The sequence below is a fragment of the Microbacterium sp. genome (assembly GCF_049650565.1).
GTDB lineage: Bacteria > Actinomycetota > Actinomycetes > Actinomycetales > Microbacteriaceae > Microbacterium.
Map to the genome: position 1 here is coordinate 76,986 of NZ_JBASAK010000028.1, position 24,220 is coordinate 101,205.

General features: G+C 68.6%; 25 protein-coding genes and 2 tRNA genes. 20 read left to right on the plus strand and 7 right to left on the minus strand.

What is annotated here, in order from left to right; genetic code table 11:
• Positions 1–9: 9 nt before the first annotated feature.
• The 8 genes from rapZ to WA967_RS04620 all read left to right on the plus strand — a co-directional run bounded on the left by rapZ (position 10) and on the right by WA967_RS04620 (position 6,540).
• Complete coding sequence (rapZ, locus tag WA967_RS04585; protein WP_424419713.1) at positions 10–882, plus strand: RNase adapter RapZ; 873 nt, start codon at positions 10–12, stop codon at positions 880–882.
• Between the two features lie 88 nt (positions 883–970).
• A complete protein-coding gene (gene whiA / locus WA967_RS04590; protein ID WP_424419714.1) occupies positions 971–1,954 on the plus strand; it encodes a DNA-binding protein WhiA in 984 nt (327 codons plus the stop codon).
• Between the two features lie 124 nt (positions 1,955–2,078).
• Entirely contained in the window at positions 2,079–2,705 is a 627-nt protein-coding gene (locus WA967_RS04595; protein WP_424419715.1) for a superoxide dismutase, read from the plus strand.
• Between the two features lie 101 nt (positions 2,706–2,806).
• Positions 2,807–3,817, plus strand: a complete 1,011-nt coding sequence (gene gap, locus WA967_RS04600; protein WP_424419716.1) for a type I glyceraldehyde-3-phosphate dehydrogenase — start codon at positions 2,807–2,809, stop codon at positions 3,815–3,817.
• 10 nt (positions 3,818–3,827) lie between these two features.
• Positions 3,828–5,048 carry a phosphoglycerate kinase gene (locus tag WA967_RS04605; RefSeq protein ID WP_424419717.1) on the plus strand — a complete coding sequence of 407 codons (1,221 nt, stop codon included), beginning with the start codon at positions 3,828–3,830 and terminating at the stop codon, positions 5,046–5,048.
• Positions 5,045–5,854, plus strand: coding sequence for a triose-phosphate isomerase (tpiA, locus tag WA967_RS04610; RefSeq protein ID WP_424419718.1), 810 nt, complete (start codon positions 5,045–5,047; stop codon positions 5,852–5,854). Before WA967_RS04605 ends, tpiA begins: the two co-directional genes overlap by 4 nt.
• A gap of 81 nt (positions 5,855–5,935) precedes the next feature.
• The gene (gene secG / locus WA967_RS04615) at positions 5,936–6,184 is read left to right on the plus strand and encodes a preprotein translocase subunit SecG (protein WP_424419719.1); all 249 of its coding nucleotides are present in this window, start codon (positions 5,936–5,938) and stop codon (positions 6,182–6,184) included.
• On the plus strand, positions 6,184–6,540 hold the full coding sequence (locus WA967_RS04620; RefSeq protein WP_424419720.1) for an RNA polymerase-binding protein RbpA: 357 nt from the start codon (positions 6,184–6,186) through the stop codon (positions 6,538–6,540). The genes secG and WA967_RS04620 overlap by 1 nt, the downstream gene beginning before the upstream one ends.
• A gap of 59 nt (positions 6,541–6,599) precedes the next feature.
• Here the strand turns inward: WA967_RS04620 and WA967_RS04625 are convergent, their stop codons facing one another.
• From WA967_RS04625 to WA967_RS04645, 5 genes are all read right to left on the minus strand, one after another.
• Entirely contained in the window at positions 6,600–7,004 is a 405-nt protein-coding gene (locus tag WA967_RS04625) for a hypothetical protein (protein WP_424419721.1), read from the minus strand.
• 122 nt (positions 7,005–7,126) lie between these two features.
• Positions 7,127–8,311, minus strand: a complete 1,185-nt coding sequence (locus tag WA967_RS04630; protein WP_424419722.1) for a signal peptidase I — start codon at positions 8,309–8,311, stop codon at positions 7,127–7,129.
• Positions 8,308–8,922, minus strand: coding sequence for a SipW-dependent-type signal peptide-containing protein (locus WA967_RS04635; protein WP_424419723.1), 615 nt, complete (start codon positions 8,920–8,922; stop codon positions 8,308–8,310). The genes WA967_RS04630 and WA967_RS04635 overlap by 4 nt, the downstream gene beginning before the upstream one ends.
• Positions 8,923–8,959: 37 nt before the next feature.
• Positions 8,960–9,520, minus strand: a complete 561-nt coding sequence (locus tag WA967_RS04640; protein WP_424419724.1) for a SipW-dependent-type signal peptide-containing protein — start codon at positions 9,518–9,520, stop codon at positions 8,960–8,962.
• Between the two features lie 156 nt (positions 9,521–9,676).
• Positions 9,677–9,747, minus strand: a tRNA-Gly gene (locus WA967_RS04645).
• A 106-nt stretch (positions 9,748–9,853) separates the two neighbouring features.
• Between WA967_RS04645 and WA967_RS04650 the strand changes: the two genes are divergently transcribed.
• The 11 genes from WA967_RS04650 to WA967_RS04700 all read left to right on the plus strand — a co-directional run bounded on the left by WA967_RS04650 (position 9,854) and on the right by WA967_RS04700 (position 20,039).
• Positions 9,854–9,930: transfer RNA gene (locus WA967_RS04650), tRNA-Pro, on the plus strand.
• Positions 9,931–9,988: 58 nt separating this feature from the next.
• On the plus strand, positions 9,989–11,458 hold the full coding sequence (tig, locus tag WA967_RS04655; RefSeq protein ID WP_424419725.1) for a trigger factor: 1,470 nt from the start codon (positions 9,989–9,991) through the stop codon (positions 11,456–11,458).
• 83 nt (positions 11,459–11,541) lie between these two features.
• On the plus strand, positions 11,542–12,045 hold the full coding sequence (locus WA967_RS04660; RefSeq protein WP_424419726.1) for a tetratricopeptide repeat protein: 504 nt from the start codon (positions 11,542–11,544) through the stop codon (positions 12,043–12,045).
• 89 nt (positions 12,046–12,134) lie between these two features.
• On the plus strand, positions 12,135–12,725 hold the full coding sequence (locus WA967_RS04665) for an ATP-dependent Clp protease proteolytic subunit (protein WP_424419727.1): 591 nt from the start codon (positions 12,135–12,137) through the stop codon (positions 12,723–12,725).
• 12 nt (positions 12,726–12,737) lie between these two features.
• Entirely contained in the window at positions 12,738–13,379 is a 642-nt protein-coding gene (locus WA967_RS04670; RefSeq protein ID WP_424419728.1) for an ATP-dependent Clp protease proteolytic subunit, read from the plus strand.
• A 158-nt stretch (positions 13,380–13,537) separates the two neighbouring features.
• Positions 13,538–14,473: a sugar-binding transcriptional regulator gene (locus WA967_RS04675; protein ID WP_424419729.1), complete on the plus strand. Its 936-nt coding sequence runs from the start codon at positions 13,538–13,540 to the stop codon at positions 14,471–14,473.
• Positions 14,470–15,471: a deoxyribose-phosphate aldolase gene (deoC, locus tag WA967_RS04680; protein ID WP_424419730.1), complete on the plus strand. Its 1,002-nt coding sequence runs from the start codon at positions 14,470–14,472 to the stop codon at positions 15,469–15,471. Before WA967_RS04675 ends, deoC begins: the two co-directional genes overlap by 4 nt.
• 9 nt (positions 15,472–15,480) lie before the next feature.
• Positions 15,481–17,004 carry an aldehyde dehydrogenase family protein gene (locus WA967_RS04685; RefSeq protein ID WP_424419731.1) on the plus strand — a complete coding sequence of 508 codons (1,524 nt, stop codon included), beginning with the start codon at positions 15,481–15,483 and terminating at the stop codon, positions 17,002–17,004.
• Positions 17,001–17,852 (plus strand): aldehyde dehydrogenase family protein, encoded by an 852-nt coding sequence (locus WA967_RS04690; protein WP_424419732.1) that lies wholly within the window; start codon positions 17,001–17,003, stop codon positions 17,850–17,852. Before WA967_RS04685 ends, WA967_RS04690 begins: the two co-directional genes overlap by 4 nt.
• Before the next feature lie 145 nt (positions 17,853–17,997).
• Positions 17,998–19,266, plus strand: coding sequence for an ATP-dependent Clp protease ATP-binding subunit ClpX (clpX, locus tag WA967_RS04695; RefSeq protein WP_424419733.1), 1,269 nt, complete (start codon positions 17,998–18,000; stop codon positions 19,264–19,266).
• A 68-nt stretch (positions 19,267–19,334) separates the two neighbouring features.
• Complete coding sequence (locus tag WA967_RS04700; protein WP_424419734.1) at positions 19,335–20,039, plus strand: hypothetical protein; 705 nt, start codon at positions 19,335–19,337, stop codon at positions 20,037–20,039.
• 54 nt (positions 20,040–20,093) lie between these two features.
• Here the strand turns inward: WA967_RS04700 and WA967_RS04705 are convergent, their stop codons facing one another.
• Positions 20,094–22,145 (minus strand): M3 family metallopeptidase, encoded by a 2,052-nt coding sequence (locus WA967_RS04705; RefSeq protein WP_424419735.1) that lies wholly within the window; start codon positions 22,143–22,145, stop codon positions 20,094–20,096.
• Positions 22,142–23,080, minus strand: coding sequence for a LysR family transcriptional regulator (locus tag WA967_RS04710; RefSeq protein WP_424419736.1), 939 nt, complete (start codon positions 23,078–23,080; stop codon positions 22,142–22,144). The genes WA967_RS04705 and WA967_RS04710 overlap by 4 nt, the downstream gene beginning before the upstream one ends.
• Before the next feature lie 89 nt (positions 23,081–23,169).
• On the opposite strand from WA967_RS04710, the gene tdh reads away from it, so the two are divergent.
• Positions 23,170–24,213, plus strand: a complete 1,044-nt coding sequence (gene tdh, locus WA967_RS04715; protein ID WP_424419737.1) for an L-threonine 3-dehydrogenase — start codon at positions 23,170–23,172, stop codon at positions 24,211–24,213.
• Positions 24,214–24,220: the final 7 nt, after the last annotated feature.

Sequence of the window (24,220 nt, forward strand, 5' to 3'; positions counted from 1 at the left end):
GAGAGCACGATGACGGCCGCAGATGAGGGCGAGTTCCTGATCGTCACAGGCATGTCGGGCGCGGGGCGCACGACGGCCGCCAACGCGCTCGAGGACCTCGGATGGTACGTGGTCGACAACCTGCCGCCGCAGATCCTGCGGCCGCTGCTGGACCTCACGGACATGGGCGGTGCGAGCCTGCCGAAGATCGCCGCCGTGGTCGACGTGCGCGGCCGCAGCCTGTTCGACGACTTCCCCGGTGTGGCCAACGCGCTGCGTGACCGCGGCGGAGTCAAGGTGCTCTTCCTGGACGCCTCCGACGACGTGCTGGTGCGCCGGTTCGAGTCGGTCCGCCGCCCGCATCCGCTGCAGGGCGACGGCACGCTGCTGGACGGCATCCGCACCGAGCGCACGCGCCTGGCACCCATCCGCGAGGCCGCAGACCTGCTCATCGACACGTCGGCTCTGAACATCCACCAGCTGGCCACCCAGGTCTCGGAGATGTTCTCCGAGGAGGGCGCGGCCCGTCACCGTCTGACACTTCTCAGCTTCGGCTTCAAGTACGGCATCCCCACCGATGTCGACCACGTGGCCGATATGCGGTTCCTGCCCAATCCGTTCTGGCAGGAGGAGCTACGTGCGCACAGCGGGCAGGACGAGGACGTACGCGACTTCGTTCTCTCCAGACCGGGGGCGAAAGAGTTCCTGGACTCGTACGAGCAGGCGCTCCGGCCTGTGCTGGAGGGCTACCAGCGCGAGAACAAGAGTCATTCCACGGTCGCCGTCGGCTGCACGGGCGGGAAGCACCGCTCGGTGGCGGTCGCCGAGGAGCTGGCACGGCGGCTGGCGGATGTCCCTGGCGTCGCCGTCAACGTGCGCCACCGCGATCTCGGACGCGAGTGACGGCTCTCGAAGCGGTGGAAGGTCCCGCGGCCTTGTAGGCTGGTTCCTTGCGTCGCGATCCGACGCCAGGATCGTGAGAAGGAGTCCCGTGGCACTAACCACCGACGTCAAGGCCGAACTCGTCAGCATTCGCAACGCGCCCCCCGCGGTGCGCGTGGCCGAGGTGACGACGATTCTGCGCTTCGCAGGTGGGCTGCACTCCATCGCCGGTCGCGTGGCGGTCGAGGCAGAGGTGGATGCCGAGCTGCTGGCCCGTCGGGTGGCCAGGGACCTCGCCGAGATCTACGGCGTCCGTCCGGACATCGCGCAGGTCAAGGCCAGCGCCGCGCAGTCCGGTGACGGCGCGCGCTGGGCCGTCCGCGTGATCGGCCCGGGGGAGACCCTGGCCCGCCAGACCGGACTGCTGGACGCTCGACGCCGCCCCGTGCGAGGCCTGCCCAACCGGCTGACCACGGGTGCTCCGGAGGAGCTCGCCGGCATCTGGCGCGGCGCCTTCCTCGCCGCCGGCACGCTCAGCGACCCCGGTCGCTCCGCCATGCTCGAGGTGGCCTGCCCTTCCGGCGAGGCCGCGATGGCGCTCGTCGGCGCCGCCCACCGCCTGGGCGTCACGGCCAAGGCCCGCGAGGTCCGCGGCATGCCGCGCGTCGTGGTGCGCGAGGGTGAGGCCATTCGCGCCATCCTGGCAGCCATGGGCGCCCGCCGCACCGCCACCGCCTGGGAGGAGATGCGCCAGCGCCGCGAGGTGCGCGCCGGCGTGAACCGGCTGGTGAACTTCGACGACGCCAATCTGCGCCGTTCCGCGCAGGCAGCCGTCGCCGCCTGCGCACGCGTCGAGCGCGCGCTGGAGATCCTCGGCGACGACGTGCCCGATCACCTGCGCACCGCGGGGAACCTGCGTCTCGCGCACCGCGACGCGAGCCTGGACGAGTTGGGCCACCACGCCGAGCCGCCGCTGACCAAGGACGCCGTGGCCGGCCGCATCCGCCGCCTGCTGGCGATGGCCGACAAGCGCGCCGCGGCGGACGGTGTCCCCGGCACCGAGGCTGCCGTGCCCGCCGGTCTCGACGTCTGAGCGGGAAGGATCCTGACGCAGGGTCGGTTGTCGTCAGTAGGATGTGAAACGTCTGCTCTGCGGCGCACACGGTGCCGCAGAGAACGCAAGCGCCGCGGCGCGGCGCGGATTGGATGAAATCGACATGGCGACTTATACGCTGCCCGACCTTCCCTATGACTTCGCGGCACTCGAGCCTCACATCAGCGGCAAGATCATGGAACTCCACCATGACAAGCACCACGCGGCGTACGTCGCCGGCGCCAACGCAGCCCTCGACGGCCTGGCGGAGGCCCGTGAGACCGGGAACCTGAAGAACGTCAACAAGCTGGAGAAGGACCTCGCGTTCAACCTCGGCGGTCACGTGAACCACTCGATCTTCTGGACGAACCTGTCGCCGAACGGCGGCGGCCAGCCCGAGGGCGAGCTGAAGGCCGCCATCGACGAGTACTTCGGCTCGTTCGAGAAGTTCCAGGCCCACTTCGCCGCGGTGGCGGCCGGCATCCAGGGCTCCGGCTGGGCCGTGCTGAGCTGGGACCCGATCGGCGCGCGCCTGATCATCCAGCAGCTGTTCGACCAGCACGCCAACGCCGCCCAGGGCACCGTCCCGCTGTTCCAGCTGGACATGTGGGAGCACGCCTTCTACCTGGACTACCTCAACGTGAAGGCCGACTACATCAAGGCTGTCTGGAACATCGCCAACTGGGAGAACGTCGCGCAGCGGTTTGAAACAGCGCGCGAGAAGACCACTGGTCTGCTGGTACTGTCGTAAAAGATGGGCGTCCTGATGGGCGATCAAGCCCATCAGGACGCCGTTGTCCACGCAATCCGCGAAATTTACGCATTTCCTTGATTAAGAACCAGGAGACTTTCGTGTCTGTCAAGATCGGTATCAACGGCTTCGGTCGTATTGGACGTAACTTCCTCCGTGCAGCACTCGCACAGAACGCTGACCTGGAGATCGTCGCTGTCAACGACCTCACCGACAACGCCGCTCTGGCGCACCTCCTGAAGTACGACTCCGTCGGAGGTCCCCTGGGTGTCGAGGTCTCCCATGAGGGCGACGTCATCACGGTCGGAGGCAAGGCCATCAAGGTCTTCGAGGAGCGTGACCCCGCTGCTCTGCCCTGGGGCGAGCTCGGCGTGGACATCGTCATCGAGTCGACCGGACGCTTCACCGACGCCGCCTCCGCAGGCAAGCACATCGCCGGCGGTGCCAAGAAGGTCATCATCTCCGCCCCCGGCACCGGTGTGGACGGCACGTTCGTCATGGGCGTGAACGAGGACACCTATGACTCGGCCACCCAGAACATCATCTCCAATGCGTCGTGCACCACGAACTGCCTGGCCCCGCTGGCCAAGGTGTTCAACGACACGTTCGGCATCCAGCGCGGCTTCATGATGACCGCGCACGCCTACACCGCGGATCAGAACCTGCAGGACGGCCCGCACAAGGACCTGCGCCGCGCCCGCGCCGCCGCGATCAACATCGTCCCGGCCTCGACCGGCGCCGCCAAGGCCATCGGCCTGGTGCTACCGGAGCTGAACGGAAAGCTCAGCGGCTCCTCGTACCGCGTGCCCGTGCCCACCGGCTCCATCGTCGATCTGACCATCATCTCGGACCGCGACGACCTGACGGTCGACGAGGTCAACGCTGCGTACCGCGCCGCCGCCGCCGATGGTCGCCTGAACGGCATCCTGGAGTACACCGAGGACCCGATCGTCTCCAGCGACATCCAGCAGAACCCGCACTCCTCGATCTTCGACTCGGCGCTGACCAACGTCAGCGGCAACCTGGTCAAGGTCTCGAGCTGGTACGACAACGAGTGGGGCTACTCCAACCGTCTCGTCGACCTGACCGAGTACGTCGCCGAGCGCCTCTAAGCTCATACGCATGACTCTGCGCACCCTCGACACCCTGGGGTCGCTTCAAGGCAAGCGCGTCATCGTCCGTTGTGACCTCAACGTCCCGCTCCGGGACGGGGTCATCACGGACGATGGCCGCGTTCGCGCCTCGCTGCCGACCCTCAACGCTCTCATCAATGCAGGTGCACGTGTCGTCGTGTGCTCGCACCTGGGTCGCCCCGACGGCGCGCCCGACCCGCAGTACAGCCTGGAGCCGGTCGCGCAGCGACTGTCCGAGCTGCTCGGCAAGCCGGTGGCCTTCGCCCGGGACACCGTGGGCGAGTCCGCTCGCGGCGCGGTCGCCTCCCTCGAGGACGGCGGTGTCGTGGTGCTGGAGAACCTGCGCTTCAACGCGGGCGAGACCGCCAAGGACGAGGCCAAGCGTCAGTCGTTCGCCGACGAGCTCGCAGCCCTGGGCGATGCCCTGGTATCCGACGGGTTCGGCGTCGTGCACCGCAAGCAGGCCAGCGTGTACGAGCTGGCGAAGACTCTGCCGTCCGCGGCTGGACTGCTGATCGCCACGGAGCTGGATGTGCTGGACCGGCTCACGGAGAGCCCGGAGCGCCCCTACACCGTGGTGCTCGGCGGGTCGAAGGTCAGTGACAAGCTCGGCGTCATCTCACACCTGCTCCCGCGCGTGGACCGGTTGCTGGTCGGCGGCGGGATGCTGTTCACGTTCCTCGCGGCGAAGGGCCATGCCGTGGCCTCCAGCCTGCTGGAGCACGATCAGCTCGACACCGTCCGCGGCTACATCGCCGAGGCGGCGGAGCGCGGTGTGGAGCTGGTGCTCCCCACCGATGTGGTGGTCGCCGCATCGTTCGCCGCGGATGCCGCGCACGAGACCGTCGCAGCGGATGCCATCGAGTCCAGCTCCTTCGGCGCCTCCGGCATCGGCCTGGACATCGGACCGGACACCGCAGCCGCATTCGCGGACGCCATCCGCGGATCGCGCACGGTGTTCTGGAACGGTCCGATGGGCGTGTTCGAATTCCCGGCGTTCGCCGCGGGCACCAAGACCGTCGCACAGGCGCTCACCGAGGTCGACGGCCTCGGGGTCGTCGGCGGCGGAGACTCGGCCGCCGCCGTGCGCCAGCTGGGTTTCTCGGACGACCGGTTCGGGCACATCTCCACCGGCGGCGGCGCCAGCCTCGAATTCCTCGAGGGCAAGAACCTACCTGGACTGGAGGTCCTCGGATGGCAGTCTCTATGAGTTCGTCTGCTACGCAGAACCGGAGCAGCAGAACCCCGCTGATCGCGGGCAACTGGAAGATGAACCTCGACCACCTGCAGGCGGTCGCCACCGTGCAGAAGCTGCACTGGACGCTGAAGGATGCCGGTCACGAGACCGGCTCGGTGCAAGTCGCGGTGTTCCCGCCGTTCACCGACATCCGCTCGGTGCAGACACTCATCGATGCCGACAAGATCCCGTTCGAGCTGGGTGCGCAGGACCTGTCCGCGTACGACTCGGGCGCTTACACGGGTGAGGTCTCGGGCGCGTTCCTGGCCAAGCTGGGCGTGGGTCTGGTGATCATCGGACACTCCGAGCGCCGCGCCTACCATCACGAGGGCGACGACGTCGTGGGCGCCAAGGTGAAGGCTGCGCTGAAGCATGGTCTGACCCCGGTGATCTGCGTCGGTGAGACCGCCGAGGACCTGGAGCGCTTCGGCGGCAGCGCCGTTCCGGTCTCGCAGCTTGAGAAGGCGCTGGAGGGCGTTCCGGCCTCCGCCGACATCGTCGTGGCGTACGAGCCGGTCTGGGCCATCGGCTCCGGGCAGGCGGCGACTCCGGCGCAGGCGCAGGAGGTCGCGGCCGCTCTTCGCGGTGTGCTGGCACGGGTGCTGGATGACGATGCCGCGGCTCGCACGCGCATCCTGTACGGCGGTTCCGTCAAGTCGAGCAACATCGCCAGCTTCATGCGCGAGCCCGATGTGGACGGTGCGCTGGTGGGCGGGGCGAGTCTCGTCGTGGACGAATTCGCGGCCATCGTGCGCTATCAGAAGCACGTCGGAGTGTGAGTCGGCGGGGCGCATCCCGCGCCTCGTCCTATAATCGACTGCTAGGCGGGTCTTCTCGGACCCTGGCGAAAGGCTTCATCCGTGGTGGTTCTCGAGTTCGTCCTGCAGGTGGTGCTGGGCATCAGCAGCGTCCTGCTGACGCTCCTCATCCTGCTTCACAAGGGTCGCGGTGGCGGTCTGTCCGACATGTTCGGCGGTGGCATGACAGCCGCCGTCGGATCGTCCGGGCTCGCCGAGCGCAACCTCAACCGGTTCACTGTGGTGCTCGCGCTGATCTGGTTCGTGACCATCGTGGCACTCGGCCTCATCACGAAGTTCACGGCGATCTGATGGCTGCAGGAGGAAACGCGATCCGCGGCACACGGGTGGGTTCCGGCCCGATGGGGGAGCAGGACCACGGCTACCACGCCGACCGCGTCGCGGTCTCGTACTGGGATGCGCTCGGCAACGAGACGGTGCGGTACTTCGCCGCCGGCGTGCCGGACGAGGAGATCCCCGAGACCATCGACCACCCGCACACGGGTCTTCCCGCCGGGCGCGATCAGAAGAACCCGCCGGCGATGTCCAAGGCCGAGCCGTACAAGACGCACCTCGCCTACGTGAAGGAGCGTCGCACCGACGAAGAGGCCGAGCAGCTTCTCGCCGACGCGCTCACGCAGCTGCGTCAGCGCCGCGGCCAGGCCTGACACGCAGCATCCCGAGGCTGGGTGGAGCCGCTGTGGGATTCCTCACGGCGGCTCCGCTGTCATCTCGGGGAAGTGGAGATCGTGCATTTTGGATTCGCGCCCAGCAATCCCAAGCTTGCGGTCGCGACGAGCCAGTCCGAGGTCCATCCGCCTGGGCCGATGAGCCGGATGCCGAACGTCTTCGTCGCCCCGAGGAGTCCGGAGAGCAGACCTCCGTTGATGACTGTGACGTAAGCGGAAGACGTGCCTGTCGTGTTCACACTCCCGAGAAGATCACTCAGGATCGGCTCCAGGAGCCCCTGGTTGACGATCTGCCCGTATTCGGCGTTGTCCTTCGTATAGCCGTCGGCACCGGCGGGAATTCTCCAGTAGATCGTGACTGTGGGATTCGCGCCCAGGACAGAGCTGGTCGTGCACCCCGGTGTCTGGGAGGTGATCGGCTCGGGGATGTCGATGGCCGTCACTTGCGACTGGGCTGCTTGGCTCCCCGTCCACTCCGCCGCGGTTGAGGCTGGGCGCATCGGGCCGCACAGTGCTGTCAGGACAGCGACCGCTCCTGCGGCTGACGCCAGCATCCGAACTCTCGTCATCGTGGCTTCTTCCGCCTGACACGTACGATGAATGCCGCGCCCAGCCCGACCAGCACTGCTGCGGGCGCTGCCAGCATCCCAGACGACGTACCGCCAGTGCGTGCGAGGGTCGTGCCGCCGACCGTCTGCTCCACGCTGGTCTGCGCGGCAGTGGCACGCAGCGTGAGAGTGGCGGTGCCCGCGGCGCCGGAACCGGTCACCGAGATCCGCAGGTGCACGGTCGATGGTGTCGCACGACGGATCAGCTGCTGCTCCGTGCTGTCCAGCGCGAGGGTTCTCGCAGCGTCGACCTCCGTCGTGGTGCCTCGGCAGCCTGAGGCATCCCAGGGCATCGAGCACGTCCGCGCCACGGTGAACAGCTGCAGGCCCTGGCCCTCACCGCGGAGCGTGATGGTCAGGTCGCCGTCGTCCGGGGCCGCGCGGGCATCGATGTCGAGATCCCAGTCGTAGGGGATCACCGGATCGAGCGCATGCGTGCCGCCGCCGTTGGACGCGATCGAGACGAGTCCTGCCGCATCCGCCGCAGGGGCGGAGCCGAGAGTCGGAAGCGCGACGAGTGCTCCGATCGCGATGCAAGAGGTCACGTTCCGGCTGAGGCGGCGCTCGCGGCGCGTCGAAGGCTCGGGCGCTGCGGGGTCGTCGTCCGCTGCGGACGTCGCATCCTCGGCATCCGGAGTCTCCGGCCTGGGCGAACGCGGCCAGAACGCCCAGGTGACCAGCAGCGCTGCCGCCACGGTGATGGCCCCCAGCACCCACGGGTTGCCGAACCACACGATGACGTACGCGAGCCCCGGCACCGAGCCGCGCACGATCCGCACCTGAGAGACCGTGTACGGCGCGGGGTCCGCGCTGTCGTTGGCATCGCCTTTCATCGTGATCACGCGCGTCTCCGCAGTGGGTCCTGGTGAGACGCCGATGATGCGGTGCGTGATGGGCAGCTCACCGGCCCGGTCGACGGTGGTCACGTCGCCTATGGCGATCTCGGATGCCGGGATGCTCTGCACCAGTGCGACGGACCCTGCGGGGATCGTCGGCGACATGGATCCCGTCTTGAACATGATCAGCGAGAAGCCGCCGGCGAACGCCATGATCGTCAGCACGATGCAGATCACTCCGCCGATGGCGGCGAGGGTCAGCAGAGCCTCCCGGAGCGCGCGGCCCACCTTCGCTACGGCGTTCAACCGGCTGCCCCCGCTGTCCCCGTGAACGTCCACACCGGTGTGACGGTGCCGCCCTGAGCAGTCGTCGGTGCGCCGGCGGAGAGTGTGAGCACGACGCAGTACGTCACCGCGTTCGCGCCATTTCCCTGCACCATGACCGGTGGCAACTGGGTGCTCGTCGGGACCGCCGACAGTGCCAGAGACGTTCCCCCAGTCGCCGTCGTGGTGCAGTCCGAGGGCTGGGTGACGGTGAAGATCCGCGCCGACAGGGCGCTGAGCAGCGCCTGATCTGCCGCCCCCGTCGCCGTCGCCGTCACACCGCTGAGCGTGACAGCGCCGCCCAGCGTGCCGGACGTCCGCAGCTGGATCCAGCCGGCCCGGCTCACTCCGGGATACAGCCCGGTCGCATCCAGCCCGAGAGAGGCGGTGCTGCCCTCGGGATGCGAGCCGAGCGGGCTGTCCCTCGTCTGCGACACGAGCGAGAACGTTCCCGCCTGGACGGTCGTGGAGGCGACCTCCTGATCCGTCCAGGCGGCGAGCGTCATCGTGAGACCGATGCCGAGCACCAGCCCACCTGCGAGCACTGCTCGCGTGCGGGTGAACGGCGCACGAGCGTAAGCGCGATACCGCATTCGAGCCCTCCCTCCGACGCGGTGCCGTCAGGATCGGCTACTGCGACACGGCATCCCATCTCCAGGTGACTGCACTCGTCGCTCCCTGAGTGGGGGAGGCGCCGACGGTGGTCTGCAGGCAGAGATTGATGACGTCGCCGGGCTGCATCGTCGTGGGCACCGCAGTGCCCGCAGTGAATGCGGCCTGGTCGCATCCGAACGTCGTCGTGGACACGGCGGCGAACGTCAGCGAGCTGCTGAGCGTGCCTGTGGCAGCCGGCGCCGTCGCTGTGATCGCGGCCGGCGACGAACCCGTCAGCTTGAGGGCGTACGGGGCGTAGACGACCGCTCCGGGGGACAGGTTCGCCGCATTCGACTGGAACGTCAGCGTTGCGGCCCCCGCGTCGGATGCGTGATCCGTGAAGGTGGAGCCGTCCGTGGATCCCTGGAACACGAAGGACCCGGTGGTGAACGTGCTCTTCGCGAACTCGGAGTCGTTCCATGCGGCGAGCGTGACTGCGGCGCCGACGCCGAGGACGAGGCCCCCGGCGAGCAGGGCGTAGATCCTGCGCCGGTGCAGGGCCCTGCGGTCCGCGGATACGACGGATGACTGGCTCATGAGATTCCCCTCTCGACAGCGTGTGGGTAGCACGCTTGCGCGTCATCGTAGTAGGCGACGGGTTCGCCAGGAAGGGCTAACGAGCCGATCCGTCGAGAAACTACCAAGAAGCGGAGAAAAGCCCCCACCTGTTGGTGGAGGCTCTCCCATGTTGCGAGGGGCTGACGGGAATCGAACCCGCGTCATCAGTTTGGAAGACTGAGGCTTTACCATTAAGCTACAGCCCCGCTCGGACGCCCGCTGAGCTGAGCGCCTCGTAAAGCATAGCGGACGTCGCGGGCTGCTCCGTCCGTTAGACTCGTCAGGGCCGTTCCCGTGCGCGCGGGTTCAAGCCGGGGCGTAGCTCAGCTTGGTAGAGCGCCCGCTTTGGGAGCGGGAGGTCGCAGGTTCAAATCCTGTCGCCCCGACCACGGCAACAGACTTCATGCCCGCGCCGTCCGCGCGGAAACCACAAGGAGATACACCAGTATGGCCAACAGCACCGTCGAGAAGCTTTCCCCGACTCGGGTCAAGCTCAGCATCACGGTCACCCCTGAGGACCTCGAGCCCAGCATCAAGCACGCCTACGAGCACATCGCTCAGGACGTGCAGATCCCCGGCTTCCGCAAGGGCAAGGTCCCTGCTCCGATCATCGACCAGCGCATCGGCCGCGGCGCCGTCATCGAGCACGCCGTCAACGAGGGCCTGGACCGCTTCTTCCGCGAGGCCGCCGCCGAGCACAATGTGCGCATCGTCGGCCGTCCCGCCGCCGACATCACCCAGTGGCCGAACGAGAAGGACTTCTCGGGCGACCTGCTCGTCGACGTCGAGGTCGACGTGCGTCCCGAGATCGAGGTCCCCTCCTACGACGACATCACGATCACCGTCGACGCCGTCGACGCCGATGACGCCGCGATCGACGCCGAGCTGGACAGCCTGCGCGCCCGCTTCGGCACCCTGGTGCCGGTGGACCGCCCGGCCGCCCAGGGCGACTTCGTCGAGCTCGACCTGATCGCCACGATCGACGGCGCCGAGATCGACCGTGCCGACGGCGTGTCGTACGAGGTCGGCTCGGGCGAGCTGCTCGAGGGCATCGACGAGGCCATCGACTCGCTGACCGCCGGTGAGCAGACCACCTTCCGCTCCAAGCTCGTCGGCGGCGACCACGCCGGCGAGGAGGCCGAGGTCACCGTCACGGTCAAGGGCGTCAAGGAGCGCGAGCTGCCCGAGGCCGACGACGACTTCGCTCAGATGGCATCCGAGTTCGACACGCTGGCAGAGCTGCGCGACAGCCTCGCCGAGCGCGTCGGCCAGCAGGGGGTCTTCACCCAGGGCGCCGCCGCTCGTGACCAGCTGCTGGACGCGCTGCTGGCGAAGGTCGAGATCCCGGTCCCGGCTCAGCTCATCGAGGACGAGGTGCACAACCACCTCGAGAACGAGAACCGCCTGGACGATGACGTGCACCGCGCTGAGGTCGCCGAGGCCAGCGAGAAGCAGTTCCGCACGCAGGTGCTGCTGGACACGATCGCCGAGGGCGCTGACGTGCAGGTCTCCCAGGAGGAGCTGAGCCAGTACATCGTGCAGTCCGCCGCCCAGTACGGCATGGCTCCGCAGGAGTTCGTCGAGGCCCTGCAGGGCGCCGGCCAGCTGCCCGCCCTGGTCGGCGAGATCGCCCGCAACAAGGCCCTCGCCTCGGTGCTGGGCAAGGTCAAGGTCGTCGACAGCAAGGGCAAGGCCGTCGACCTGTCCGAGTTCATCGGCGACGCCGACGACGACGCCGAGGAGACTCCCGTCGAGGAGAAGCCCGCCGAGAAGCCCGCCGCCAAGAAGGCTCCGGCCAAGAAGGCGGCTGCGAAGTCCGACGACGCCGAGGAGAAGCCCGCCAAGAAGGCCCCGGCCAAGAAGGCTCCGGCCAAGAAGGCGGCTGCGAAGAAGGACGAGGCCGACAAGGCCGAGTGATCGCGGGTCGGCTCCGAGGGCCGATCGAATCTGGGAGAAGGCGGATGCTGCGGCATCCGCCTTCTCCGCATCCAGGAGGAATCATGACAGTGGACTTCGACGACTGGCAGCACCGTGCGGATGCGGTGTGGCAGGACGGCACCCTGGACGACGACGCGCGCATCGCCGCCATCGACGCGCTGGCGGCCGAACTCGGGAACGAGCATCCCGTCGCGCTCTTCGAACGCGCCGGAGCCCGCGACAGCGCCGGCCGGGAGCTCGAGGCCGAGCCGCTGTACCGTGCGGCGCTGGCAGCCGGCCTCGATCCGGTGCGGCGCACGCGCGCCGTCATCCAGCTGGCCAGCACCATCCGCAACCTCGGAAAGGTCGACGAATCGCTGGCGATGCTGCGCGACGAGTACGAGGCCACCCGCGGAAGAGAGATGGCCGACGAGGCCGCGGCGTTCTACGCGCTGGCGCTTACTTCTTCCGGAGACGCGGTGCGCGCGGCATCCGTCGCATTGACGGCGCTGGCCCCGCACCTGAACAGCTACACGCGATCCGTGACGGGCTACGCCGCCGAACTGCTGGCGAAGTCGGGGGAGTGACACGCTCTGTGCTCAGGGCGAACACGGCCGAGCGCCTGCGCGTGCGCCGGTAGATTCGAATCACCGAAACACGACAAACGGGAGCTGACATGGCTGAACCCCTGATGGCGACGAGCGTCTTCGACAGGCTGCTGAAGGATCGCATCATCTGGCTGGGCTCTGAGGTGCGCGATGAGAACGCGAATGAGATCTGCGCGAAGATCCTCCTTCTCGCCGCCGAGGATCCCGAGAAGGACATCTACCTCTACATCAACTCGCCCGGCGGATCGATCACCGCGGGCATGGCCATCTACGACACCATGCAGTTCGTGCCCAATGACATCGTCACGGTGGGCATCGGCATGGCTGCGTCCATGGGCCAGCTGCTGCTGACCAGCGGCACCAAGGGCAAGCGCTACATCACTCCGAACGCCCGCGTGCTGCTGCACCAGCCGCACGGCGGCTTCGGCGGCACGGCCAGCGACATCCAGACGCAGGCGCAGCTCATCCTCTCGATGAAGCAGCGTCTCGCCGAGATCACCGCGGGACAGACCGGCAAGAGCGTCGAGCAGATCAACGAGGATGGGGACCGCGACCGCTGGTTCACCGCCGCCGAGGCGCTCGAGTACGGATTCGTCGACCACATCCGCGAGCACGCCAGCGACGTGCACGGCGGCGGCGGCACCGGCGCGGACAAGTAAGGAACACGACACATGTACACACCCACGTTCCGCTCCGCCGGCACCCTTCCCTCCAGCCGTTACGTGCTCCCGCAGTTCGAGGAGCGCACCGCCTACGGCTTCAAGCGCCAGGACCCGTACAACAAGCTGTTCGAGGACCGCGTGATCTTCCTCGGCGTGCAGGTCGACGACGCCTCGGCCGACGATGTGATGGCGCAGCTGCTGGTGCTGGAGAGCCAGGACTCCGAGCGCGACATCACCATGTACATCAACTCGCCCGGCGGCTCGTTCACCGCGATGACGGCCATCTACGACACCATGCAGTACGTGGCGCCGCAGATCCAGACCGTGGTGCTCGGCCAGGCGGCATCCGCGGCATCCGTGCTGCTGGCCGCCGGCGCCCCCGGCAAGCGCCTCGCACTGCCCAACGCCCGCGTGCTCATGCACCAGCCGGCGATGGGAGAGGCCGGTCAGGGCCAGGCATCCGACATCGAGATCCAGGCCAAGGAGATCCTGCGCATGCGCACCTGGCTCGAGGAGACCATGTCCCGTCACACCGGCAAGCCCGTCGAGCAGGTGAACCGCGACATCGACCGGGACAACATCCTCTCGGCCGAGCAGGCCAAGGAGTACGGCATCGTCGACCAGGTGCTCAGCTCGCGCAAGCGCGCCTGAGTCACCCGTCGCAGAAGAGCGGTCCGGCATCACGCCGGGCCGCTCTTCTGCGACGTGCGGGCAACGGATGCGCATCCCGACCGCGTCTGCTGCTCATCTGAGCAGACCCGTGCGCGAGCGTCGGCGTCCTCCTAGGCTGGAGGCGGAAGGAGGACGCTGTGGACGACGAACTGCTCATGGTGCGTGTCGCCGAGCTCTCGTACGACGAGGGCAAGACGCAGGACGAGATCGGCGCCCTCCTCGGCATCTCGCGCTGGAAGGTCGGGCGGCTGCTGGTGCAGGCGCGCGAGCGTGGTGTCGTGCGCATCGAGATCGTGCATCCGCGAGCCCGCAGACTGGGAGCAGAGCGCGCGCTGATCGAGAGATTCGGGCTGAAGGACGCCGTGGTCGTGCCCGCACCGGACGAGCCCGGCGCCGTGCTGGAGCGCGTGGCCAGAGCCGCCGCCGACATGCTCACGGCCCTGCGCCCCGTGCCCCGCACGCTGGCCGTCAGCTGGGGGCGCACGCTCACCGCCATCGCCGAGGCACTGCCCGAGGGCTGGGCGCACGGCGTCACCGTGGTGCAGGCCAACGGCGGTGTGAGTCTGAACAGGCGATCCGGGGGAGCGGCATCCGTCGCCGCCACGATCGCGCAGCGCGGTGAGGGCCAGGCCGTGCTGCTGCCCAGCCCCGCCATTCTCGAGCGCGTGGAGACCAAGCAGGCCATCGAGGCCGACCGCACGGTCGCGGCCATCCTCGATCAGGCCTCGCGCGCGGGCACATTCCTTTTCACCGCGGGGCCGTGCGACGCGGCATCCGCTCATGTCGAGAACGGCTACCTGACCGCAGCCGACATCGCCGAGCTCGCCCGACGCGGCGCCGTCGGTGATCTGCTGGGCCGCTACATCGACGCCGAGGGCAACATCGTCGACCCGCAGCTGGACGCGCGGACCGTCGGCGTGAGCCTCGAGCGGGTGCGCTCAGCACCCCGATCCATCTTCGTCACCGCGGGTGCCGCCAAGCACGACATCGCGCGTACAGTCGTCGGCAACGGGCTCTGCACCGTACTGGTGACCGACGAATCCACAGCACGAGCACTCTTGGAGGAGATGTGACCACCACAGAACTGAGCCGTCGCGCGGCTGTCGACGTGCTGGGCGGTGAGCCCGACGACGCCACCCTGCGCCGCTTCCTGCATGGACTGCCCGGTGTCGACGCGGTGGGCCTGGAACAGCGCGCCGCCGCTCTCGGCACGCGCTCGATCAAGACGACCTCGAAGGCAGGGGCGCTGGACAAGGTGATCTCGCTGATCGACCTGACCACCCTCGAGGGCGCCGACACCGCAGGCAAGGTGCGCTCGCTGGTCGCGAAGGCGAAGACCCCGGACGCCGCCGACCCGAGCACCCCGCGCGTGGCCGCGGTGTGCGTGTACGGCGACATGGTCCCGCACGCCATCGAGGCGCTCGGCTCCGCGCACGGCGATCCCGACGACGGGGGCATCCACGTCGCCGCCGTCGCGACGGCCTTCCCGTCCGGCCGTGCGTCGATGGAGGTCAAGCTGGCCGACACCGCGGATGCCGTGGCCGCCGGCGCCGACGAGATCGACATGGTCATCGACCGCGGCGCGTTCCTGGAAGGGCGCTACGGGTTCGTGTTCGACCAGATCGCCCGGGTCAAGGAGGCCTGCCGCCGCGAGGACGGCAGCCACGCCGCGCTCAAGGTCATCATGGAGACCGGCGAGCTGAACACCTACGACAACATCAAGCGCGCCTCGTGGCTGTCCATCCTGGCCGGCGGCGACTTCATCAAGACGTCCACCGGCAAGGTGCAGCCCGCGGCCACCCTGCCCACAACGCTGCTCATGCTCGAGACCGTCCGCGACTGGTACCGAGCCACGGGGGAGAGGATCGGCGTGAAGCCCGCCGGCGGCATCCGCTCGTCGAAGGACGCTATCAAGTACCTCGTCACGGTCGCCGAGACCGCCGGCGAGCAGTGGCTGCAGCCGCACCTGTTCCGCTTCGGCGCGTCGAGCCTGCTCAACGACGTGCTGCTGCAGCGCCAGAAGATCACCACCGGTCACTACTCCGGTGCCGACTACGTGACCATCGACTGAGGACGAGACATGTCATTCCTGGAATATGCTCCGGCACCGGAGTCGAAGACGATCCTGAACCTGAAGGACAGCTACGGCCTGTTCATCGACGGCGAGTTCGTCGACGGCTCCGGCCCGTCCTTCCACACCATCTCGCCAGCGGATGAGAGCCGCATCGCCGAGATCTCCTCGGCCTCCGATGAGGATGTCGACCGCGCCGTCGCAGCCGCACGTCGCGCCTACGACCGCGTCTGGTCGAAGATGAGCGGCCGAGATCGCGGCAAGTACCTGTTCCGCATCGCACGCCTCGTGCAGGAGCGCGCCCGCGAGCTGGCGGTGGCCGAGAGTCTGGACAACGGCAAGCCCATCAAGGAGAGCCGCGACGTGGACGTGCCGCTGGTGGCGGCCTGGTTCTTCTACTACGGCGGGTGGGCCGACAAGCTCGACTACGCCGGCCTCGGCGCCGACCCGCGCTCGCTGGGCGTGGCCGGTCAGATCATCCCGTGGAACTTCCCGCTGCTCATGCTGGCGTGGAAGCTCGCCCCGGCTCTCGCCGCGGGCAACACGGTGGTGCTCAAGCCCGCCGAGACCACCCCGCTGACGGCGCTGATCTTCGCGGAGATCCTGCAGCAGGCGGACCTGCCCGCCGGCGTCGTGAACATCATCACCGGTGCGGGCGCCCCCGGCGCCACGCTGGTGCGGCATCCGGATGTCGACAAGATCGCGTTCACCGGTTCCACGGCGGTCGGCCGCGACATCGCGAAGGCCATCGCCGGTACCGACAAGCGCGTCACGCTGGAGCTGGGCGGCAAGGCCGCCAACATCGTGTTCGACGACGCGCCCATCGACCAGGCCGTCGAGGGCATCGTCAACGGCATCTTCTTCAACCAGGGGCACGTGTGCTGCGCGGGCAGCCGTCTGCTGGTGCAGGAATCGATCCACGACGAGGTCGTCGACCGGCTCAAGCACCGGCTGTCCACGCTGCGCCTGGGTGACCCCCTGGACAAGAACACCGACATCGGCGCCATCAACTCCGCTGCCCAGCTGTCCCGCATCCGCGAGCTCAGTGACATCGGCGAAGCCGAGGGTGCCGAGCGCTGGACCGCCGACTGCGCACTGCCGGAGAAGGGCTTCTGGTTCGCACCGACGATCTTCACCGGCGTCGAGGCCTCCAGCCGCATCGCCCGCGACGAGATCTTCGGACCGGTGCTGTCGGTGCTGACCTTCCGAACGCCCGCGGAGGCCATCGCGAAGGCCAACAACACCCCGTACGGGCTGTCGGCCGGCATCTGGAGCGACAAGGGATCCCGCATCCTGGCCGTCGCCGACCGGCTGCGCGCCGGGGTGGTGTGGGCCAATACCTTCAACCGCTTCGACCCGGCAAGCCCCTTCGGCGGCTACAAGGAGTCCGGCTACGGGCGCGAGGGCGGCCGCCACGGCCTGACCGCGTACCTGAAGAGCGGCTCCTCCTCGACTCGTGCGATCACCGCGAAGCCGGCCAGGGCCGTCACCGCGAAGACTGCCAAGCCCGCCAAGAAGGGAGCCGCGGCATGAGCGCGCGTCTGACCATTCCGAAGACCTACAAGCTCGCCATCGGCGGAAAGTTCCCCCGCAGCGAGTCGGGGCGTACCTACGAGGTCGTGTCGGCCAAGGGTGCGTTCCTCGCCAACGCCGCGAAGGCGTCGCGGAAGGATGCCAGGGATGCCGTCGTCGCGGCCCGCGCGGCCGTGAAGGGCTGGTCCGGCGCCACCGCGTACAACCGCGGTCAGGTGCTGTACCGCGTCGCGGAGATCCTGGAGGGCCGCAGGGCCCAGTTCATCGACGAGATCGTCGACCAGGAGGGGGTCTCGGCCGCCGTCGCCGGCGCGCAGGTGGACGCAGCCATCGACATGTGGGTCTGGTACGCGGGCTGGTGCGACAAATATGCGCAGTTCGCCGGCAATGCCAACCCCGTCGCGGGCCCGTACTTCAACATCTCGGTGCCTGAGCCCACCGGCGTGGTGGCGGTCGTCGCGCCGCAGGACTCCGCGCTGCTGGGCCTGGTCTCGGTCATCGCCCCGGCGCTGGTCACCGGCAACACCGTGGTCGTGATCGCCAGTCGACGGCATCCGCTCTCCGCGATCAGCCTGGCCGAGGTGCTGGCCACCAGCGACGTGCCCGGCGGGGTCGTCAATGTGCTCACCGGCGACCCTGCGGAGGTCACGCCGTGGCTGGCGTCGCACGCCGACGTCAACGCCATCGACCTGGCGGGTGCGGGAGACCTGGACTGGGTCGATCTCGAGATCGCCGCCGCGGACACGCTCAAGCGCGTGCTGCGCCCCGGCGAGGTCGAGCAGAGCCTGGACCGCATCACCGCGTTCACCGAGACGAAGACCGTCTGGCACACGAAGTCGATGCTGTAGGGCTGGCTGCGAGGGCCCGGTTCCGCTGTCGGTGGACCCGGGCCCTTCGCATGCGTGCCAATGCGGCCCGGTGTCGGTGCGTGCGGTTAGGCTCGAAAGGCGGCATCAGGCCCCCGCCTGATCCACGGCTTCGAGGAGGACGCGCATGACACGCATCGGTGAGAGCGCCGACCTGTTCAAATGCTCTTTCTGCGGAAAGAGTCAGAAGCAGGTGCAGCAGCTGATCGCCGGCCCCGGTGTGTACATCTGCGACGAGTGCGTCGAACTGTGCAACGAGATCATCGAGGAGCGGATGGCCGAGGCCGGCACCGGTCCGGTCGCCGAGTTCGACCTTCCCAAGCCGCGTGAGATCTTCTCCTTCCTCGAGGAGTACGTGGTGGGGCAGGAGCTGGCCAAGCGCTCGCTGGCCGTCGCCGTGTACAACCACTACAAGCGCGTACGCGTCCGCGGCACCCTGCAGACCGCCGAGCAGAAGGCCGAAGAGGTCGAGGTCGCCAAGAGCAACATCCTCATGCTCGGCCCGACCGGCTGCGGCAAGACCTACCTCGCGCAGACCCTCGCCAAGCGGCTGAATGTGCCGTTCGCCGTCGCCGACGCCACCGCGCTCACCGAGGCGGGCTACGTCGGCGAGGACGTCGAGAACATCCTGCTCAAGCTCCTGCAGGCCGCCGACTACGACGTCAAGCGCGCCGAGACCGGCATCATCTACATCGACGAGATCGACAAGATCGCCCGCAAGGCCGAGAACCCGTCGATCACCCGCGACGTGTCGGGTGAGGGCGTGCAGCAGGCGCTGCTGAAGATCCTCGAGGGCACCGTCGCCTCCGTGCCGCCGCAGGGCGGGCGCAAGCACCCGCACCAGGAGTTCCTGCAGATCGACACCACCAACGTGCTGTTCATCGTGGCCGGTGCCTTCGCCGGGCTCGAGGACATCATCTCCGCCCGCGTGGGCAAGCGCGGTGTCGGCTTCGGGGCGCCCCTGCACGACAAGGACAAGGACCTCGAGCTGTTCAGCGAGGTGCTGCCCGAGGATCTGCACAAGTTCGGCCTGATCCCCGAGTTCATCGGTCGCCTGCCCGTCGTCACCTCGGTGTCGCCGCTGGACCAGGAAGCCCTGATCGACATCCTCACCGGCCCGCGCAACGCCCTGGTCAAGCAGTACCAGCGCATGTTCGAGATCGACGGCGTCAAGCTCGAGTTCGAGGACGACGCGCTGCGCTCCATCGCCGACCTGGCCGTGCTGCGCAAGACCGGCGCCCGCGGCCTCCGAGCCATCCTGGAAGACGTGCTCGGGCCCATCATGTTCGAGATCCCGTCCGCGGAGGACGTCACGAAGGTCGTCGTCACCAAGGCTGCCGTCGATGACGGCGCGCCACCGACGGTTGTCCTGGCCCGTAAGCGCAAGAGCGCCTGATCGTGAGTCGGACGAGGGGCGAGAGTGCCGCTGCTCCGTTCCGGGGCATCCGCAGGGTGGCGTTCATCGTGGCGATCGCATCGCTCGTGATCGCTGCAGTGATCGGAGTCGTCATGATCCTCACCGGCGACGCCGACGAGGTTCGTTGGCGGATCATGGGGACGACGCTCGTCGTCGGTGCTCTCGGCATCGTCGCCCTCGCCGATCTGACCCTGGTCGGGCGCGATGTGGGCTGGGTCGGCTGGCTCGGCGTCCTCTTCGCCACCATCGCCGCCGGGCTCGCCATCGACTCGATCTGGAGCGGGGGTGACGGCCCGGAGTTCCTCTTCCGCGTGCTCTCGTCGACGTCGATAGTGGCCGTAGCGCTGGCCCTCACCTGTCTGCTGCTGCCGCTGATGAGCCATCGCCACCGCATCGTGCGTCGACTGCTGCCCGTCGAACTCGGGCTCATCGCCGCCACCACGCTCATGCTGGTGCTGTCCGCCGCGACCGACGGCGAGATCCCGGGAGCTGGCGGCGACTGGTACTGGCGGATGTTCTGGGCGTTGCTCATCCTCGCCGTGCTCGGAGCAGTGGTGCTGCCGATCCTGGGCCCGATGCTCCGCGGCCAGAGCCCGGATGCCTCGACCGCGCTGACCGTGCAGCTCCCGATCGATCTCGTGGATGCGATCGTGGCCAGGTCGGCGTCCGTGGGGCGCAGCCCCGCCGACTATGTGATCGACACCGTCCGCGCCGACCTCGGCGAGTCCACCGTGATCAACGCAGACGACTGAGCCGACCGCGCACGAGGGCCGCCGGCGGGCATGACTGCACTGAGACCCGCCGCGTCAGTGATCCAGACCACGCCTCTTCAGCAGCGGCGCGATCTCGGCATCCCGGCCGCGGAAGTCGCGATACGCCTCCAGCGGATCCTTCGATCCGCCCACGCCCAGCAGCAGCGAACGGAACCTGTCACCGTTCTCGCGGGTCAGCCCGCCGTGCTCGTGGAACCACTCCACGGTGTCGGCGTCCAGCACCTCGCTCCAGATGTACGAGTAGTACCCGGCGCTGTAGCCGCCCGAGAACACGTGCGCGAAGTACGTCGACGAGTACCGCGTCGGCACCACCGGGTTGAGCAGGCCGATGTCGGTCAGCGCCGCCTGCTCGAACGACGCCACATCGCCGGGCCCCTCACCCGCGCCGAGCAGGTGCCAGGCCTGGTCCAGCCATGCCGCGGCAAGGTACTCGCTGGTGGCGTGCCCCTGATCGAACGCCTCGCTCTCGCGGAGCCGCTGCACGATCACGGCATCCAGCGGCTCTCCGGTGTCGACGTGGCGGGCGTAGTTGTCGAGCACCTCGCTCCACAGGATCCACATCTCATTGACCTGGCTGGGGAACTCCACGAAGTCGCGGAACACGTTGGTGCCGGAGAAGTGCGGGTAGGTGACGCGGGCGAACAGCCCGTGCAGGGCGTGCCCGAACTCGTGGAAGAGCGTGGTGACCTCGTCCAGGGTGAGCAGGGTGGGCTCGCCGTCGCCGGGTTGCGCCACATTGAGGTTGTTGACCACCACGGGCAGGGTGCCGCGCAGCGCGGACTGGCTGACGATGGGGTTCATCCAGGCACCGCCGCGCTTGGAGTCGCGGGTGTACAGATCCAGCACGTACAGGCCCACCGGCGAGCCGTCGGCGTCATGCACCTCGAACACGCGCGCGCCCGGATGATAGGCGACCAGGTCAGCCCTCTCGGTGAAGGTCACGCCGTACAGCCGGGATGCGGCGAAGAACACGCCGTCGCGCAGCACGCGCTCGGCCTCGAACCAGGGCCGGAGAGCTGCCGTGTCGATGTCGTAGCGCGCCTGGCGCACCTTCTCGGTGTAGAACGCCCAGTCGTGAGCCTCGAGCTCGAACGGCTCGGACTCGGTGGCGTCGATGATCTCCTGCAGGGCTGCTCGCTCGCGCTCGGCGTTGCGAGCGGCGGGAGCGGCCAGCTCGCGCAGCATCCGCTCGACGGCATCCGGGGTCTTCGCCGTCTCGTCAGCCGTGATGTACGCGGCGTGCGACGGGTATCCCAGCAGAGCCGCGCGCTCGGCGCGCAGCCTCACGATCTCCGTCAGCACCGCGCTGTTGTCGTTCTTGTTGCCGCGGGATGCCCGAGACAGCGACGCTGCCATGATGCGCCGTCGGCTCTCGCGCGCGGTGAGGGATGCCAGGTACGGGTGGCCGCTGAACAGCGTGAGCCCCACGAGGTGCTTGCCCGCCTCGCCGCGGTCGGCGGCGGCGCGCGCCGTGGCGCTCAGCTCGCCGGAGGTGAGCCCGTCGAGCTCGGCGGCGTCGTCGAAGAGCACAGCGAGTTCGTTGGTGTCGTTCAGCAGGTTCTTCTCGAACGTGGTGCTGAGCGTGGACAGCCGCTGGTTGAGTTCCGTGAGCCTGGCCTTGGCCGCATCGCCCAGCGCCGCTCCCGCGTGCGTCATCTCGCGGAAGTGGCGCTGCACGAGGTAGCGCTGCTCGGCATCCAGGTCCAGCTCGTCCATCTGCGCATGCACCTGCGAGACCCGCCAGTACAGCTGCGAGTCCAGCCGGATGGCGTCCTCGTGAGCCGACATGAGAGGTGCCAGCTCCTCGTCGATGGCCTGGATGTCGGCGGTGGCGTCGGCCGACGCGACCGTGTAGAACGCTTCCGCCACGCGCTCCAGCATGCTGCCGGCGCGCTCCAGCGCGACCAGCGTGTTCTCGAACGTGGGCATCGACCGCACCATCGTGATCGCCCGCACCTCGCCCAGGTGCTCCTGGAACGCCGCCTGGAACGCCGGCAGATAGTGCTCCGGGCGGATCGCCGCATAGTCGGGCAATCCGTACGGGAGCGCGGAGGGGGACAGCAACGGGTTCGTGGCCTCGGTCATCCCTTGAGCCTAGACGCAGGCGTGTCACCATCCGCGAGCCGTGCCATCACGCGGGTCAGCGCCTCGATCACGAGCCGTACCGAACTGCGGCGCAGGTTCTCGGGCCGAGTGAGCACGTCGATGGTGCGCAGTGTGTTCACGCCGCGCAGCGGCAGGCGCACGAGGTCGCGGTCGTCCACGCTGCGCGAGGTGTAGCGCGGCAGCAGGCCGATCGCGTCGCCGGCGGCGATCACCGCGGCCACCGCGCCGTAGTCGTTGATGCGGTGCTGCACCTGCACGGGCCGGTTGGCGATGGCCGACACCGCCCGCAGCACGTCGTCAGGGGAGTAGCCGACGCGGCTGGTCACCCATCGCTCGCCGGCCACGTCGGCCGGGGAGAGAGATCGGCGGGAGGCCAGCGGATGCTGCGCTGCGACCGCCACGTCCAGCGGCTCGCGCACCAGGGTCACGCTGCGGATGCCGCTGGTCGGCCACTGCGCGGAGTGCTCCATCCGGTGCGCCAGCACCAGGTCGTAGCGGGCGGTCAGCGCGGGGAACTCGCTCTGCGCGACGTCCTCGTCGGTGAGGTGCACGGCCGGCGCGGGGTCCGATGCCGCCAGCTCCCGCGCCAACGGTCCGAACAGCGCCTGGCCTGCACTGTGGAAGCCGCTGAGGCTCACCGCGCGGGCAGCATCGTGCTCGAACTCGTCCAGCGCATTGCGAGCGGCGGCCATGGCGTCGATGGCCTCCGCGCCCGCCGCGGCGAGGACTTCGCCGGCGGGCGTCAGCGCCAGTGTGCGCCCCCGCTTTCGCGTGAGCGGTGTGCGGAATCCACGCTGCAGTGCCGCCAGCTGCTGCGACACGGCGGAGGGCGTGACGCGCATCGCCTCGGCCACGGCAGTGACGCTGCCGAGCGCCCCGAGTTCCCGCAGGATCTGCAGCTGATGGAGTTCCACGACTCCGATCTTATTGTTAAGCATTAACTGAAAGAACTGTGCAGGAGAAGGCTGTTGCTCTACAACGTCGGATGCGGTCAGATCGAAGCATGAAGGCTCTTTTCAAGCCCGCCGCTGCCGCCGGCCTCGAACTCACCGAACGCCCCGATCCGGTCGCCGGGCCTGGGGACGTCATCATCCGCGTGCTGCGCACCGGCATCTGCGGCACGGATCTGCACATCCGCCGCTGGGACGAGTGGGCGGCATCCGCCGTCGCAGCTCCCCTGGTTCCCGGCCACGAGTTCTACGGTGAGGTCGTCGAGATCGGCGAGCAGGTGCGCGACATCGCCGTCGGGGACCGGGTCTCCGGCGAGGGGCACATCGTCTGCGGCACGTGCCGCAACTGCCGCGCCGGGCGTCGGCAGATGTGCATCCGCACCATCGGCCTGGGCGTGCAGCGTGACGGGGCCTTCGCCGAGTACCTCTCGCTGCCGGCCACCAACGTGTGGAAGCACCACGACGACGTGACACCCGAGCTCGGCGCCATCTTCGACCCGCTCGGCAACGCCGTGCACACGGCGCTGACCTATCGCGTGGTCGGCGAGGACGTGCTGGTCACCGGCTGCGGCCCGATCGGGTTGATGTCCATCGCCGTCGCCCGGCACGCCGGCGCCCGCTTCATCACCGCCACCGACGTCAGCGCGCCGCGCCTGGAGATGGCGAAGGCCATGGGCGCCGACCAGGTCATCGACGTCTCCCAGCAGGACATCCGCGAGGCGCAGGCCGCTCTCGGCATGCGCGAGGGCTTCGACGTCGGCTTCGAGATGAGCGGTGCACCGCAGGCGCTGCCGGCCATGATCGACAACATGAACCACGGCGGGCGGATCGCCATGCTGGGCCTGCCGAGCGCCGGGTTCAGCATCGACTGGGGCAAGCTCGTCACGCACATGCTCACCATCAAGGGCATCTACGGCCGCGAGATGTTCGAGACCTGGAACGCCATGGGTGCGATGCTGCAGACCAGCGCGACGCTGCGCGAGTCGATCAGCCGCGTCATCGCCGAGGTCATCCCCGCGCGAGACTGGGAGAAGGGCTTCGACGCGGCGGCTGCCGCCGGCACGGGCAAGATCATCCTCGACTGGACCCAGCTTTAAGGAGCAC

What these genes read in the sequence shown, in the direction of transcription:
- WA967_RS04670 (WP_424419728.1), top strand. Translation starts at nt 12,738, where the DNA reads ATGTACACACCCACGTTCCGCTCCGCCGGCACCCTTCCCTCCAGCCGT.
- tpiA (WP_424419718.1), top strand. Translation starts at nt 5,045, where the DNA reads ATGAGTTCGTCTGCTACGCAGAACCGGAGCAGCAGAACCCCGCTGATC.
- WA967_RS04640 (WP_424419724.1), bottom strand. Translation starts at nt 9,520, where the DNA reads ATGAGCCAGTCATCCGTCGTATCCGCGGACCGCAGGGCCCTGCACCGG.
- WA967_RS04660 (WP_424419726.1), top strand. Translation starts at nt 11,542, where the DNA reads ATGACAGTGGACTTCGACGACTGGCAGCACCGTGCGGATGCGGTGTGG.
- WA967_RS04685 (WP_424419731.1), top strand. Translation starts at nt 15,481, where the DNA reads ATGTCATTCCTGGAATATGCTCCGGCACCGGAGTCGAAGACGATCCTG.
- WA967_RS04620 (WP_424419720.1), top strand. Translation starts at nt 6,184, where the DNA reads ATGGCTGCAGGAGGAAACGCGATCCGCGGCACACGGGTGGGTTCCGGC.
- rapZ (WP_424419713.1), top strand. Translation starts at nt 10, where the DNA reads ATGACGGCCGCAGATGAGGGCGAGTTCCTGATCGTCACAGGCATGTCG.
- WA967_RS04605 (WP_424419717.1), top strand. Translation starts at nt 3,828, where the DNA reads ATGACTCTGCGCACCCTCGACACCCTGGGGTCGCTTCAAGGCAAGCGC.
- WA967_RS04665 (WP_424419727.1), top strand. Translation starts at nt 12,135, where the DNA reads ATGGCTGAACCCCTGATGGCGACGAGCGTCTTCGACAGGCTGCTGAAG.
- clpX (WP_424419733.1), top strand. Translation starts at nt 17,998, where the DNA reads ATGACACGCATCGGTGAGAGCGCCGACCTGTTCAAATGCTCTTTCTGC.
- tig (WP_424419725.1), top strand. Translation starts at nt 9,989, where the DNA reads ATGGCCAACAGCACCGTCGAGAAGCTTTCCCCGACTCGGGTCAAGCTC.
- WA967_RS04595 (WP_424419715.1), top strand. Translation starts at nt 2,079, where the DNA reads ATGGCGACTTATACGCTGCCCGACCTTCCCTATGACTTCGCGGCACTC.
- tdh (WP_424419737.1), top strand. Translation starts at nt 23,170, where the DNA reads ATGAAGGCTCTTTTCAAGCCCGCCGCTGCCGCCGGCCTCGAACTCACC.
- WA967_RS04690 (WP_424419732.1), top strand. Translation starts at nt 17,001, where the DNA reads ATGAGCGCGCGTCTGACCATTCCGAAGACCTACAAGCTCGCCATCGGC.
- WA967_RS04705 (WP_424419735.1), bottom strand. Translation starts at nt 22,145, where the DNA reads ATGACCGAGGCCACGAACCCGTTGCTGTCCCCCTCCGCGCTCCCGTAC.
- WA967_RS04635 (WP_424419723.1), bottom strand. Translation starts at nt 8,922, where the DNA reads ATGCGGTATCGCGCTTACGCTCGTGCGCCGTTCACCCGCACGCGAGCA.